The following is a 13,973-nucleotide window of genomic DNA, read 5'->3' as shown; positions in this document are numbered from 1 at the left end:
GGGAAAAATCCCCTTTGCGCCAGGGCTTAATCTGGCGCCCGGCGACTTTCGGCGCGAGTCGCCGCCGTTCACGAAGTGCCGCGGGAACTGGATGACTTCGGTGCGGCGCGCACAGACGTAGAATGTGCTGTCCGCGCTGACTTTTCCACTTGGGCCCTGGTTGCTATATGTGCTCGCTGTCACTCAAGGTAAAGTAGAGTTCTTCTTCCTGGGCAAAATGCAGCCGCAAGATGGCGACGAGGCTGAATAGGAGCCGCCTGAGTTCCTGTAGCTGGAAGTCACCGGGCCTGTCGCCCGCGAGTTCTGCCGTCAACTGGTCGTAGCGGCGGGCGAGGCGGAAAATCTCACGATGTGTATGGCTCATGGCCGCCATGGGGTCGAATCCGCGAACCATTCCGGCGAGCATTGGATAGAGCTGTTCCTCGTCCTCGTGCTCGTGAGGTAGCAGTTCCTCCCGTATCATTTCGGCCACCGACGTCAGCTCGGCCTGAAAATTTGCGGGCAACCCGCTGTTGAGCGCGCTCGCCGCCGCCTCCATGCGGTCCAGTACCGGTCGCAGTTGGAGGTGCTGCGTGCGCAGGTGATCGACAAACTCCGGCGGCAGGCGCGGCTCGGCACGTCGCTCCGGGTCCGCGCGCAGGGCCCGCAACGCATTGAGAATCACCGCTACATCAATTCCCTCCTGCAATAGCGCCCCGGCCACCGGCGGCAGAAAGCCGAATGCGGCGAACAGCATGGCCACTCCCGACAGTCCCATGCCAAATGCGACGCTCTGCAGGGCGATGCGCCGGCCGCGGCGGGCGATATACAGCCCCTCCGGCAGACGGTCGAGGCGGTCCACCAGCAACACCACATCGGCCGCCTCGGAAGAGGCTCCGGCCCCGCGCGCGCCCATGGCGATACCCACATCGGCGGCGGCCAGTGCGGGGGCGTCGTTAACTCCGTCGCCCACCATTGCGGTGGTCGTGCGCTGGCATTCGGCGGTGACTGTGGCGACCTTGTCCGCTGGCGAGCGCTCGGCTAGTACCGAGTCGAACCCCATTGCAACGGCAACGGTTTCGGCAACATCCTGGCGGTCGCCGCTCAGCATCACAGTGCGGCGGATACCGGCCCGGTGCAGCTCACGCAGTGCGCGCGGAGTTTCCAAGCGAATCTGGTCGGCCAGCAGCAGAGCACCGGCGAGCCGGCCGTCGATGCCGACAAAGGCGGCGGACAGGCCGCTCAGTGCCATGCGCTGCAACTCGGCCCTGGCCCAGGCATCCGGAGCGGCGTCGTTCAACACCAGGGCAAGGCTGCCGACCGCTACCTCGTATCCCTCCACCCGCCCGCGCAGCCCCTCGCCGGGTTGTTCCCGCACCTGCTCGGGGAGGCTGAGGGCGAGACTGCGCTGCCGGGCCTCGGCAACCAAGGTCTCCGCGGTGACGTGCTGCGACACCTGGTCCAGCGACGCCGCCAGGCGTAGTAGCTCATCCGGATTGAAACCCTGTGTTGTGTCGATAGCCACCAATTGGGAGCGCCCCGTGGTGAGGGTTCCTGTCTTGTCGAACAGCAGGGTTTCTATGTTCGCCAATTGTTCCAGGGCGGCGCCGTTCTTGATCAGGATGCCGCGCCTGGCCGCTTGCGATATGGCGGCGATGATCGCCACCGGCGCGGCCAGGATCAGCGGGCAGGGGGTGGCTACTACCAACACCGCCAGCCCGCGCACCGGGTCACCGGATAACAGCCAGGCTATCCCGGCGACGGTCAGTGCCGCGGGGATAAAATACAACGCGTAGCGATCGGCCAGGCGGGTGAAGGGAGCCCTGCCGGCCTGGGCTTCCTCCACCATGCGCACTATGCCGGCATAGGTGCTGTCGGCCGAAGTTTTCAGCGCTTTCAGCTCCAGCGGCCCACCGGCGTTGACGACACCGCTCAACAGCTGTTCGCCCTGGTCGCACCGCCGCGGTAGCGACTCCCCCGTCAGGGCTGACTCGTCGAGTTGAGCCGATTCGGACAACAGCAGTGCGTCGACGGGGATCGCCTCTCCGGGTTTGACCAGCAGCAGATCCCCCGGACACACGGCCTCCACCGCAACCTCCTCTATGCCGGATTCGCCGTGGCGGTGGGCCACGCGAGGATTGCGCTCGAGCAATGCCGACAGCTCCCTGCGCGCCCGTCCGCTGGCAAACTCCTCGAGGGAGCGGCCGCCGGCAAACATAAAGGCGATGATGGCGCCGGCGAGATACTGCTCCAGGGCCAGTGCCCCGGCCATGGTCAGCAGTGCCAGCAGGTCCACCCCTGCCCGGCGGTGCAGCAGGGCGCGCAGGCTTTCCATCGCCGCCACGACGAGCATCAGTGCCACGGCGGCAGCCCACGCCGGCGAGGGGGATGCGCCCAGCAGCCAGGCTAGGCCGCCGGCAGCCAGTAGCAGGGCTACCGCTGCAGCCAGGGCGGTGTGGAACCTATTGACGCATTTGCGCGTATTCATGGTCGGGAGACTTCATATAGTGGTGTGCGACCGGCTATAGGTTGTTTCGCCCACAGCACTGCGTTCGCGCAGGTTCGCCGTGGCAATAGACTATCAGTCTGGCACGGATGCTCGGCGCCGGTGCTTCAACGCGGATCAGCGGTTGTCTCTTTTTTGTCTTTCCAAGAGTCTCCGCGCCAACTCTCGGCACATGTTCATCAGCAGCACGCCGAAGTCCAAAGGTCTTTCATAATGCAGGGCGTAGAACAGGTCTGCTGTTATCTCCAAGACATAACTGTCACTGGAGGCTATCGCAGTTCCTGGCCGCGGTATTAGCGCGATCATACTGATGAACCCTATCTCCATCCCAAAATTGAATTCGCGTATATACTCGCTACGATTATTCGATGGCAGATAATAAGAAAAAGAACCCTTGAGAATGATAAAAAACGTGTCTCCCGGTGCACCGTCTTCGAACAGTGTCTCGCCTTTGCGCAGAGCGTAAACACGTCCCTTTTTCATTAGGTAGGCGATCGTCTGGTCGGACAGGGCGCCGAGAGCGGAGGCATTTTTTAAATGGTCGACGCCGAGTTCGTCCAGTAAAAGCTCACCATCTATTTGGCGCATGGCAGCCTTCTCAATAAAGTGGTCATTGATGCCTGCAGATTACTTTAAGAATATTCTGTGTACTACCGGTCGGAAGGAAAGGATTCTCCGCTCTCGGGAGTGGAGAAAGGTGCCGAAAGAGTAATCCTCTGGGAACGCCGAGCCATTCACCTGAAGCGCTGAAGGCTCCAGCTCAGCGCGCGGGCTCGCGGCCCGCCGGGTGAACACAGGGTTCGCCCCTGGAAATTTCATCATTCCGGCGCAGGCCGACCACTCAGTCATGGATGCGGTAGCGAGCATTCGCCAAGCGAATGGCCCGGAGAACCTGGCGCAGGATCGCCGAGCCGGCTAATTCAGGTGCCAGGGAGCTGGATACCGGCCTGCGCTGGTATGGCTGCTTGCAGACGAAGGCTATTCCCCGGAGGCACTGTCGCCGATATTCCGTGCCAAGTAGTCGACGGCGCCGTCCAGGTTCTGCAGTTCCGCGTAATCCTTTTCCGGAATATCCATCTGGAACTCCCGCCCCAGGGCGATGGCGAAATTCAGGAAGTCCATGGAATCGAAATCGTACTGGCCGCGAAGTGGCACTGCCGGGTCCAGCTGATCGGGATCGATGTCCGGCGCCACCTGCAACAGCTTCTCCACTGCCAGGGCCCTGATCTCCTCGTGGGTCATAGTTTCTCTTCTTGTCAAAGTTTCTGGGGCTCCTGCAACAGGCGGTCGATTTCGGCCAGGAAGAGGGCACCACGGTGGCCGTCGCTGGCGCGATGGTCGGCGCCGAGGCTGGCGTTGATGATACGCCGTATCTGCGGCTTTCCGTCCACCGGCCAGACTCTCTCGACAACGGAACCGAAGCCGACGATCGCCAGCTGCGGCGGGTAGATGATCGGGAACACCATCTCCACGCCCTGTTCGCCGAGGCTGGTGACGGTGATGGTGGCATCCTGCAGCTCCGAGCTGCGCAGATGGCCAACCCGGGCACGGCTGACCAGGTCGGCGAAATCCGGCATCAGGCTATCCAGGTCCTTTTTGTGCACGTCGCGCAGGCCCGGCACCAACAGGCCGCCGCGGCGCAGGGAGATGGCCACGCCGATATGCACCTCGCTGTGGACCTGCGCTTGGTCGTCGACAAAGAATCCGTTCATCTCCGGCACCTTTTCCAGCGCGCGTGCCACTGCCTTCAGCAACAGCACCGCGTAGACCATACGCTGCGGCAGCGGGCGCTCGGCGTTGCGCAGCGCCAGCCAGCTGAGAGCTGGGGTCAGGTCGATGCTGGTGGAGAGGTAATAATGGGGGATTTCCTTTTTCGAGCGGGCCATGGCCGCGGCTATGGCGCGGCGCATGCCGGTTTCGGCTTTTTCCTCCCCTTTCACGGCTGTTTCCACCAGCGCTGCAGGGCCGGCGCTGCTTATGACATCTTCCAGAGTGACAGCGCCGCCGGAACCGGTGCCGTGGATCTTCTCCGGATCTATGCCCAGTTCGCGCGCGCGCTTGCGCGCGGCGGGGGAGATGCGCTTGCGTTCCTTTGCCTCCGGTATCGCGACCGCCGGCGCCGTAGCGGCAGGCTCTGGCGCGGCCGGTTTTCCCCTTTCGGCGGCTATCTCTTTTTTAACTTTTTCCTTTTCGATTTTTTCTTCGGGCTCTCCCTCGCCGCGATAGGTAGCGAGCACAGTGCCCACCGGTACTTTTTCATCCGGCTGCACCAGGATTTTTTCCACGGTGCCGGCCTCGAAAATCTCGATATCGATAATGCCCTTGTCGGTTTCCACCGCGGCGACGATATCCCCTTTTTTTACCCTGTCGCCGGGATTTACGAACCACTCGCGCAGGGTCGCGGATTCCATATCCGCGCCCAGGGACGGCAACTGGAACTCAGACATTTTGCGCCATCGCCTCCTGTGCTTTGCTTACAATGGTTTCCACCTGCGGCAGCGCGGCTTGCTCCAGGTGCCCGGGGTAGGGGATGGGCACTTCGGCAGTGCACACCCGTGCCAGGGGTGCATCCAGGTCGTAGAAGGCCTGCTCGGCGACGCGCATGCCGATTTCCGCCGCCAGGCTGCCACTGCGCCAGCTTTCGTCGATCATCACTGCGCGGCGGGTCTTGCGCACCGAGGCGAGAACAGTTTCCTCGTCCAGCGGGCGCAGCGAGCGCAGGTCGATCACCTCGGCGTCGATGCCGTTCAGCACCAGCTGCTCTGCGGCCTCGAGGGTCTTGTGCAGGTTGCCGCCGTAACAGATGAGGCTGATATCTTTTCCCTGTCGGCGCACTGCGGCGCGGCGAATATCCGTAACGTTGTTGTCTTCCGCCAGGTCGCCCTCGCGGTTATAGAGGGCGTTGTGCTCGAAGATGATCACCGGGTCGGGATCGTCCAGCGCCAGGCGCAGCATGCCGCGCATATCCTCCAGGGTTGCCGGCGCAATTACACGTAGGCCCGGCACATGAGCGTACCAGCACTCCAGGCTGTGGGAGTGTTGGGCGGCCAGTTGGCGGCCGGCGCCGGTAGTCATGCGCAGTACTATGGGCACGCTGAACTGCCCGCCGGACATATGGCGTAGTGTGGCGGCGGTGTTCACTATCTGGTCTAGGCACAGCAGGCTGAAATTGACCGTCATCACTTCGACGATCGGCCGCATGCCGCCCAGTGCAGCGCCTATGCCCGCACCGACGAACGCGGATTCGGAAAGCGGCGTATCGCGGATGCGCTCCTCGCCGAATTCCTGCAGCAGTCCCTGGCTCACCGCGTAACAGCCGCCGTAGCGGCCCACGTCCTCGCCCATCAGGAATACCCGCTTGTCCTGTTGCAGCGCTTCGCGTAATGCGGCGCGTATGGCTTCGCGGTAGGTGGTTTTCATCGCCGTTCCATTTTGTATTGCAATCCCCTTGTGGAGCTCGCCTGCAGGCGAACACTGGCGAACTTGCATAGGCACCTTTTTGTTCGCCTGCAAGCAGGCTCAACGCAAACACTGTAGGATGGGCAAAGCGTAGCGTGCCCATCAACTGGCCGATGATGGGCACGTCGCTGCGCTTCTTTGCCCATCCTACAAGGTGGTTCTGCTTAACCTCGATTCGTGTAGATGTCTTTCATGAGGTCTTCCACCGGCTCCCAGTGCCCGGCCTCGGCGAAGTCGATGGCCGTTTGGATTTCCTCGGCGACGGCATTTTCGATTGCGGCGATATCCTCCTCGCCGATCACCTGCTGCGCGCGCAGGCGCGCGGTCAGGGTGGCGACCGGGCACAACTGCTTCCACTGCTCCACCTCCTCCTTATTGCGATACAGCTCCGGGTCGAACATGGAGTGGGCGCGGAAGCGGTAGGTGCGCATCTCCAGGAAGGCCGGGGCGGATTTTTTGCGGATTCTTTTTACCGCGTCGCATACTGCGGTGTTCACCGAAATCACGTCCATGCCGTCCACCGCCGCGGAGAAGATGCCGTAGCTCTCGGCTTTCAGATGAATGTCGGTGACCGATTCCGAGCGCGCCAGGGCGGTGCCCATAGCGTAGAGGTTGTTCTCGCACACGAACAGCACCGGCAGCTGCCAGAGCGCGGCCAGGTTCAGGGATTCGTGGAATTCGCCCTCGGCCACTGCGCCCTCGCCGAAGAAACAGGCGGTGACCCGCTTGCGGTTTTGCATCTTGTCCGCCAGGGCCAGGCCGATCGACAGGGGCAGGCCGCCGGAGACTATGGCATTGCCGCCATAGAAACGCGTCGCCGCGTCGAACAGGTGCATGGAGCCACCACGACCGTGCGAGCAGCCCTCCAGTTTGCCGTACATTTCCGCCATGATCGCGTTCATGGAAATGCCGCGCATCAGGGCGTGGCCGTGTTCGCGGTAGGTGGCGACGACTGCGTCGTCCTCGCCCAGTTCCGACATGGCGCCGGCGGCCACTGCTTCCTCGCCGATATAGAGGTGCAGAAAGCCGCGGATCTTTTCCTGGCCGTAGAGTTCCGCGCATTTCTCCTCCATGCGGCGGATGCGGCTCATATCCTTCAGCCAGCGCAGCCCCTGTTCGCGGCTCACCTGGGAGGGTTTTTGTTCCATCGCTTTCAGTCCCCTCCCTCCAGGGTGGAGGTATCGCCCTCGGGCAGGCCCAGTTCGCGCGCCTTGAGCAGGCGGCGCATGATCTTGCCGGAGCGGGTGCGCGGCAGGCTGTCCTCGATTTCGATCTGCCGCGGCGCCACCGCCGGGCCCAGGCGCTGGCGGGCGAAGGCGAGCAGTTCGGTGCGCAGCGGGTCGCTGGCTTTGTGGCCGGGTTTCAGGGAGACGAAGGCTTTGACCACCTCCAGGGCCACCGGGTCCGGCACACCGATCACCGCGGCCTCGGCCACCGCCGGGTGTTCCATCAGCGCGCTCTCCACCTCGAAGGGGCCGATCAAATGGCCGGAGGATTTGATCACGTCGTCGGCGCGGCCGACGAACCAGAAATAGCCGTCCTCATCGCGGCGCGCCAGGTCGCCGGTCAGGTACCAGTCGCCGCGGAAGCATTTGCGGTAGCGTTCATCCTCATGCAGGTAGCCGCGGAACATGGACGGCCAGCCGCGCTTCAGCGCCAGTTCGCCCTCCTTGCCGGCTTCCTCTATCAATTCGACCGCGCCGTCTTCGCGCAGGCGCACTATGGCCGCCTCGATACCCGGCAGCGGCCTGCCCATGGAGCCGGGGCGGATCGGCTGGCTCAAAAAGTTGGCGATCATGATGCCGCCGGTCTCCGTCTGCCACCAGTTGTCGTGAAAGGGCAGGTCGAAGGCCTCCTGGCCCCAGAGCACCGCCTCCGGGTTCAGGGGTTCGCCCACGCTGGCCATAAAGCGCAGCGCCGGCAGCTCAAACTGCCGTGCCAGTTCGGCACCGTATTTCATCATCATGCGCACTGCTGTGGGTGCCGTGTACCAGACGCTGACTTTCTGATCGCGTAATATGCCGTACCAGCGCTCCGGCTCGAATTCCTCCCGGTCCACGATCATAGTCGCGCCTATGATTAATGGGGCGATAATGCCGTAGCTGGTGCCGGTGACCCAGCCGGGATCGGCGGTACACCAGAAGACGTCCTGCGGATGCAGGTCCAGCGCCAGGCGTGCACTGGCGTGGTGAGCCACTACAGCCTTGTGTACGTGAATCGCGCCCTTGGGTTTGCCGGTGGTACCGCTGGTGAAATGCAGCAGCGCCGGGTCTTCGGGGTCGGTCTGCACAATGGAAAACTCTTCCGTGGCGCCATCCAGTAATTGCTGGAAATCCAGGGTGCCTTCGGGCAGGCCGCCCTGCGCCTTTTCCCGCACCAGCAGTAAGTGCTGCAGCTGCGGCAGGGAGTCGCGCAGGGCGGCCACCTTGCGCCGGTAGAGGCTCTCGGTGGTGACCAGCACTTTCGCCTCGCCGATGGACAGGCGCGAGTGGAGCGGCTCGGGGCCGAAGGCGGAAAACAGCGGGCAGAAGACGCTGCCGTTTTTCAATGTGCCGAGGGCGGCGATATAGAGAGCGGGAAGGCGCTCGCTGAGAGCGAAGACGCGCTCGCCTTTTTCTACGCCCAGGTCGCGCAGCACATTGGCGAAGCGATTGCTCAGTCGGCCCAGGTCGCCGTAGCTGAAGTCTGTCGCCCGGCCGTCTCTGTCCAGCCAGCGCAGCGCCAGGTGCCCGCGCCGCTCGCCGGCGGCATGGCGGTCCACCGCTTCAAAGGCGATATTCAGGCCGCCGTCGGGCAGGCCGTCGAGCGACTCCAGCTCGTGCTCCCAGCTGAAGTTTTCACGGGCGGCGTCATAATCCAGCAGGTTGGGAATCAACTCCCAGTTCTCGCTGTTCTTTTTGATCACCTTTTCATACATAGGCGTTTACAATTACTGGCGGGCCACATAAAAATGCGGTATTGGAGGAACTAGGCCACGTGCGCAAAATATCGTGACCAGGATGACCCAACTATAGTCGGCGGCGTCGGCCCCAGGAGGAAATTGACGCGCAGATGGAGAAGATTCACGGACAACTGGAACACACCCCTCGGATTACAACAGGCTGTCCGACGGTATGGCCCTGATCAAAGTCGGTGGCGTGATAATATGTCTGGCTCGGGGCTGCGCCGGAAATGCGGGATGCACTGTGCGCACCGAAGAGGGCCAGGACCACGACAATACACAGCCGGCCCGCGCCGTAGCTAAGCGGCGGCGGTCAGATCGAGACTGTAAATTACCTGGGCGCGGTCTCCAGGGTCTGTATGACACTCCCAGCCCATTTCGCGCGCCACCTCCCGGAGCTTGAAATTCCCACTTGAGTCTATCGAGTAGAGGCTCCCTATGCCGCGAGCCCGGGCCGTCTCGATCAGGCGGTTGATCAGAAGCGTGCCCAGGCCCATATTCTGCCACTCATCGGCCACCACCACCGCGCACTCACCGCTCCTGCCGTCCGGGTCCAGCGCGTAGTGGGATACGCCGATTTCCTTTTCCGCGGAGCCGTCCTGGATAAGCGCAATAAAGGCCTCGTGCCGATCATGATCGATATCGGTCAGCTGCTCCAGCAATTTCTGGCTCGGCTTACTGACAGCGCCGAGAAAGCGGAAGTGGCGGGATTCCGGCGACAGGTTGGTGATGAATTCTCTCTCCAGCTCAATATCACCCCTGTCCATCGGGCGAATTGTCACCACTCGTCCGTCGCGTAGTTTTTCCGTAACGGTTCTCGATAATGCCGCATGGGACTGGTTGTTGGACATTGTCACCTATCTCCTCTCAAACGGGGCCGCGGGATTCTACAATCTGACTCAATAATAGATCTTTGCCCTTGCTCCCCGCCAACCAAACAGATTCATTTATGCGCAGGAATGAGCCAGTCATGGCCCAGAAATAATGAAAACGTTCATTTTGCAGGCGGGAGACCTGATAGATTAATTCAGGCGATTCGCGCGGATGGTTATCAGGTGCTTGGCCCGACGCTGGCGGAGAGAGCCTTTTTCTACGATGGAATCCGTTCCGTCGACGATTTGCCGCGAGGGTGAATTGACGAGCAGGAAAAGGGCTACTACCGGGTAAAGCGCCGTGACGACGACGCCTATTTCGGCTACGCCGCCGGCCCCCACTCGTGGAAAAAGTTTCTGCAGTTGCCGCGACGTCCGGTGTGGCGGGCACAGAAAAGCATCCGCCGATGAAAATAACCGCAGTTGTGGAGGAGGCGCCAGCCATGGCCTTTCTACTGTCGCTAAAACGTGCCGCTAAGAGGCATCGCGAGGCCGAGCGCGATTCGATTCAGCAGGCAAAGCCACGTATTGCATATCGCCATGCTGCACGCACCGGATTTCCTCGGTTACCCCAGTGCTGGGTATGCTTCCCCATGCATTGGATATCTACGCGATCTGCGGCGAGGAATTTTCCACTGGAGGGGATCTCTCCCCCGCGGTAAGAATTTCGGCGGATATTGTAGCTGAACATATTGTCACTGAGTTAAAAACAGAACAATCGTACAAACCAGCTCAGGTTTGAGATCGTATTTTGATCAGGCCGGCAATCCACCTTCGTTTTTGCGAGAAGAATTACAACCAGAAATTAAAATACACTTGCCTTACCTCCTGTGGTGCCGCAAGGTATCCGGGCCAGAAGAGGTTGCCGAAGGTGTAACCAGTAATAATAAACGGCACTTCCCTGACACCAATTCCTTTGGTTAACCATGTTGGGAGAAAATAACTATGAGATGCCACTCACATCCATTCTTGTCGCTGCTACTCGGATTTGTTCTAGCGGGAAGTGGTCTTTCACAAGCACAGGAGAAAATCGAAGATACAACCCTGGAAAATCCCAAGCCCGCCGATCTCAGCTTGCGCCGGTTGGACGATAGTATCGCATTGATTTCCGGATACTTCCCGCTACAAGAACCCGGCAGAACCCTGGAGGTCATTATTGAGGGAAAGCCTTTCACACTCAGCGACAACGGTGAGGGCGGAGACGAAAGAGCGGGGGATGGATGGTTCTCGATCAAGACGGAGTTCGACTTCCAGACTTTTGCCGAGGCCAATCGTCTGTATGCGGAACTCCATAGGGGTAAAGAACGCATATTGTTTGCTCCCGGTGGCCGCCATCAAATAGGAACCCAGAGCATCTTCGTCGAAAACGAAGCAGCGACCGTAATGGAGCATGTCGGTGGCAAAGAGCGCAGGTTCAGCTTGCCGTTCAGTCCGGATGGTATCAAGTTCGATGTGCCGATACAGCTGCCGGTAAAGGGTTTCCCCTTGGGGCTGCCGGAGAACCCTGACTTCGCAGCTGCAGCCAGTATTCCGGATTCACTGATGATCACCAAGCTGGATGTGGTCACCGACCCGGACCGCACCTGGTCCTGTTCATCCACAAACCAGCAGCCTGTTGGCAACCCCGTCGGGGAATGGACCTTCTGGCAATTGATGGGAAATATCAACAACGGTACCGCGTCCACATCCGATTACATCAAAGCGCTTTTCGATCACTGGAATGGAACCCAGACCATCAACGGCCAGACGGTCCCGGCCAGAAGCCATGTCTTCGACGAGGTGATCGGGGAATGGGAGATCCGCAGTGGCGGGCCCGGTGCCACGCTATTGCCTCAGCACAGTCCCTTCAAGCTGCTGGGAATTGTCCTGCGCCTGGACCTTCGCGGCGGAAGTACCATCTACGGCGGTGGGGATGCCGGGGAAGGGCGTTTTGTTTTCTCGCTTCACGACGGCAATTGCAATAGCCTCGGCAAGACCCTGATCCTGGAATACAAAGTGCCTATTTCCGGTTGTGCCAATGTTCGGGACTGGGCGCAGCAGTGGAAGGCCCTGGCGGGGTCGGCCAACTACAACAGCGACCTGGCGGCCCTGACCGAGGTATTCAGCGCCGCGGGAGCCAATCCCTCCGCGCCCAATGGCAGCGCGATCAGCCAGGTGCGCACCAACGAGTTCCTGCCGATCTCTCCCGAGTGGGAGCTGCGTGAGTTCATACTGCCCGCGGGGGGAGGTCACCTAGAGCAGACGACCGTCAAACAGGAACCCCAGGAGGTTCACAACAACAGCCCGTTGCTGGCCGACTATGTCAATCAGGAGTGGATGCACCTGGTTGCGCAGACGCATGTGGTGCCGGAACTCTTTAACGGAAATGACTTCCTCGCCGGGCGCGCACCAGCTCCCTTGCTCTGGAATGTACCTGCAGCAATGCTGTCTATACCCAACTCACCACCGCCGGCTACACCGGGGGCTACCAATACCGACGAAGCATTGTTCGGGCTCGCTGTGAACACCTGCAGTGGCTGCCACACCCTGGAAACCGGCACCGGTTTTGCGCATATGCACTACAACACCCAGCCCGGCCAGGAGGCTATTCTGTCCGGCTTCCTCACCGGGACTTCACTGCCGGACCCGCGCGAACCGTCCATCATGCGTCATTTTGATGACCTGGCCCGCCGAGCGGATGATCTGGATACAGTCGCCGCCAGTGCCTGTTTCACTATCGGTGACGTAGCAGTGGGAAATTCCATACTGCATGAGCTGACGATAGCGCCGCTCCTCAGAGCGGAACATTGATTGTTACCTGATTAAATTGTTTCCCGGGCGCCCGACACCCGCTCGCGGTGGTGTCGGGCAGCCGGTTAGAAAGGCTTTAATACAAATCTGCCGTAGGCAACAAACGCGCATATGGCGGCCACGACGAGCCAATAAACAATAGGACCGTAATTCGTGTCACCGGATAGAATATGCAACACGGAAAAGAGCAGCATTTCCACGGCTATGCAGGCCGCCGCGATAGGGGCCAGGATAGCCAGCGGCTTATAAAATGCCGGCAGGATCAGACACAGGCTGAAAAACAGCTCAACCACACTCATCGCCAGCCAAACTCCATGGGGAATCGCATTCAGGGAAGGCACGGTTTCCTCGGAGTTGGAAAGCTTCCATACCGCGCCGATGGCGGTATGCAGGGCCAGGGCAATTTGAAGAACCCATAAGAGAATGTTCATGTTTGTCTCCTTAAAGGTCTAAATCGGCTGGTCGAGGCCGGACCACCTTCCTTTATTTAAAATTCACTGTTATTCGTTTGGTGCGTTGGCAGAATCTGTAAAAGTGGGTCGTTCCACTCGCGCCAAGACCTCCTCCAGAGAGGTAAGGAACCCCCGCCACCCGTACTTGGCACCTTGGTAGGCCTGCTTCTGATCCGGCCGGAAGCCCGACTGCTCCATACGCAAGTGGGTCCCGGTGCTCGTTGGGGTGAGGGTAAAGGTCACCACACTCTGAAGATTGTAGGCCGCATCGTCGTGGGAAAAATTCCAAGTGTAGGATAGCGTTTTGTTCGGCTCGACGGTGAGGACCTCGCAATCCAATACGCCGCCCCAGTCTCCGTGAAGGTTAAAGCGGTGACCGAGGACTGGCTCGAAATTGTTTTTCATCAACCACTCCTCGACCAGGTGCGGTTGCGTGAGCGCGCGCCAGATTTTTTCCGGCGGATAAGGCATCTCGCGTTCGACAACAACGGAGAGTGTTTCGCTCGATGTTTCGTTCACTGGTCCATCCTTTTCAGTAGATCTTCGAGATCGTCAAAGCGACTCTGCCAGAACCCGGCCATTTCGCTCGTCCAGTCGATCAGCGGGGCCAAGGCACCCAGCTGCGCGCTATAGTGCGTCTGGCGACCTTCGTGACGGTCGCGCACCAGCCCGGCCTGCTTCAAAACGCCGAGATGCTTTGAGACGGCTGGTTGCGAGACCCCGGCCTGAGCCGTCAGGGCCCCGACCGTCTGTTCTCCCTCGCGACACAATCGTTCAAATAGAGCCCGCCGGGTCGGATCGGCGAGCGTTCTGAAGAGCACGTCATGGGCGTTTGGCATTTTGAATCTATAACCCCCTGGTTATTGGTTTAAACATAACCCTTGAGGCATATGTTGGTCAAGCTGTCCTGCAAAAATCTTCGATATCTGGTCCTTCGCACCAGGGATATCGCTTAAGAGATCTCGTAACGCGTT

Annotated in this window: 12 protein-coding genes; 1 reads left to right on the top strand and 11 read right to left on the bottom strand. The window is 60.5% G+C overall.

All coding sequences use genetic code 11. From position 1 onward, the window contains the following. Positions 1-163: 163 nt before the first annotated feature. The 8 genes from PP263_RS05550 to PP263_RS05515 form a co-directional block, all read right to left on the bottom strand. A complete protein-coding gene (locus PP263_RS05550; protein WP_308367373.1) occupies positions 164-2,467 on the bottom strand; it encodes a heavy metal translocating P-type ATPase in 2,304 nt (767 codons plus the stop codon). A 135-nt stretch (positions 2,468-2,602) separates the two neighbouring features. Then, the gene (locus PP263_RS05545; RefSeq protein ID WP_308367372.1) at positions 2,603-3,073 is read right to left on the bottom strand and encodes a cyclic nucleotide-binding domain-containing protein; all 471 of its coding nucleotides are present in this window, start codon (positions 3,071-3,073) and stop codon (positions 2,603-2,605) included. Positions 3,074-3,463: 390 nt separating this feature from the next. Next, the gene (locus PP263_RS05540; RefSeq protein WP_308367371.1) at positions 3,464-3,745 is read right to left on the bottom strand and encodes a phosphopantetheine-binding protein; all 282 of its coding nucleotides are present in this window, start codon (positions 3,743-3,745) and stop codon (positions 3,464-3,466) included. Continuing rightward, complete coding sequence (locus PP263_RS05535; protein WP_308367370.1) at positions 3,742-4,932, bottom strand: dihydrolipoamide acetyltransferase family protein; 1,191 nt, start codon at positions 4,930-4,932, stop codon at positions 3,742-3,744. The genes PP263_RS05540 and PP263_RS05535 overlap by 4 nt, the downstream gene beginning before the upstream one ends. After that, a complete protein-coding gene (locus tag PP263_RS05530; protein WP_308367369.1) occupies positions 4,925-5,905 on the bottom strand; it encodes an alpha-ketoacid dehydrogenase subunit beta in 981 nt (326 codons plus the stop codon). The genes PP263_RS05535 and PP263_RS05530 overlap by 8 nt, the downstream gene beginning before the upstream one ends. A gap of 203 nt (positions 5,906-6,108) precedes the next feature. Then, positions 6,109-7,092 (bottom strand): pyruvate dehydrogenase (acetyl-transferring) E1 component subunit alpha, encoded by a 984-nt coding sequence (gene pdhA, locus PP263_RS05525; RefSeq protein ID WP_308367368.1) that lies wholly within the window; start codon positions 7,090-7,092, stop codon positions 6,109-6,111. 5 nt (positions 7,093-7,097) lie between these two features. Continuing rightward, entirely contained in the window at positions 7,098-8,849 is a 1,752-nt protein-coding gene (acsA, locus tag PP263_RS05520) for an acetate--CoA ligase (protein ID WP_308367367.1), read from the bottom strand. Positions 8,850-9,184: 335 nt separating this feature from the next. Then, the gene (locus tag PP263_RS05515; RefSeq protein WP_308367366.1) at positions 9,185-9,736 is read right to left on the bottom strand and encodes a GNAT family N-acetyltransferase; all 552 of its coding nucleotides are present in this window, start codon (positions 9,734-9,736) and stop codon (positions 9,185-9,187) included. A gap of 966 nt (positions 9,737-10,702) precedes the next feature. Between PP263_RS05515 and PP263_RS05510 the strand changes: the two genes are divergently transcribed. Continuing rightward, positions 10,703-12,547: a hypothetical protein gene (locus PP263_RS05510; protein ID WP_308367365.1), complete on the top strand. Its 1,845-nt coding sequence runs from the start codon at positions 10,703-10,705 to the stop codon at positions 12,545-12,547. Between the two features lie 65 nt (positions 12,548-12,612). On the opposite strand, the gene PP263_RS05505 is transcribed toward PP263_RS05510, so the two are convergent. From PP263_RS05505 to PP263_RS05495, 3 genes are all read right to left on the bottom strand, one after another. Further along, positions 12,613-12,978 (bottom strand): hypothetical protein, encoded by a 366-nt coding sequence (locus PP263_RS05505; protein ID WP_308367364.1) that lies wholly within the window; start codon positions 12,976-12,978, stop codon positions 12,613-12,615. 69 nt (positions 12,979-13,047) lie between these two features. Continuing rightward, positions 13,048-13,518 carry an SRPBCC domain-containing protein gene (locus PP263_RS05500; RefSeq protein ID WP_308367363.1) on the bottom strand — a complete coding sequence of 157 codons (471 nt, stop codon included), beginning with the start codon at positions 13,516-13,518 and terminating at the stop codon, positions 13,048-13,050. Then, on the bottom strand, positions 13,515-13,838 hold the full coding sequence (locus PP263_RS05495; protein ID WP_308367362.1) for a metalloregulator ArsR/SmtB family transcription factor: 324 nt from the start codon (positions 13,836-13,838) through the stop codon (positions 13,515-13,517). The genes PP263_RS05500 and PP263_RS05495 overlap by 4 nt, the downstream gene beginning before the upstream one ends. Positions 13,839-13,973: the final 135 nt, after the last annotated feature.

It is taken from the genome of Microbulbifer sp. TB1203, from assembly GCF_030997045.1.
Lineage (GTDB): Bacteria > Pseudomonadota > Gammaproteobacteria > Pseudomonadales > Cellvibrionaceae > Microbulbifer.
This window is presented reverse-complemented; position numbering and strand designations above follow the sequence as displayed.

Bases quoted from the DNA above. Each gene is read 5' to 3' on its own strand.
- PP263_RS05550 (WP_308367373.1), bottom strand. From the start codon at position 2,467: ATGAATACGCGCAAATGCGTCAATAGGTTCCACACCGCCCTGGCTGCA.
- PP263_RS05545 (WP_308367372.1), bottom strand. From the start codon at position 3,073: ATGCGCCAAATAGATGGTGAGCTTTTACTGGACGAACTCGGCGTCGAC.
- PP263_RS05535 (WP_308367370.1), bottom strand. From the start codon at position 4,932: ATGTCTGAGTTCCAGTTGCCGTCCCTGGGCGCGGATATGGAATCCGCG.
- PP263_RS05530 (WP_308367369.1), bottom strand. From the start codon at position 5,905: ATGAAAACCACCTACCGCGAAGCCATACGCGCCGCATTACGCGAAGCG.
- pdhA (WP_308367368.1), bottom strand. From the start codon at position 7,092: ATGGAACAAAAACCCTCCCAGGTGAGCCGCGAACAGGGGCTGCGCTGG.
- PP263_RS05515 (WP_308367366.1), bottom strand. From the start codon at position 9,736: ATGTCCAACAACCAGTCCCATGCGGCATTATCGAGAACCGTTACGGAA.
- PP263_RS05510 (WP_308367365.1), top strand. From the start codon at position 10,703: ATGAGATGCCACTCACATCCATTCTTGTCGCTGCTACTCGGATTTGTT.
- PP263_RS05505 (WP_308367364.1), bottom strand. From the start codon at position 12,978: ATGAACATTCTCTTATGGGTTCTTCAAATTGCCCTGGCCCTGCATACC.
- PP263_RS05495 (WP_308367362.1), bottom strand. From the start codon at position 13,838: ATGCCAAACGCCCATGACGTGCTCTTCAGAACGCTCGCCGATCCGACC.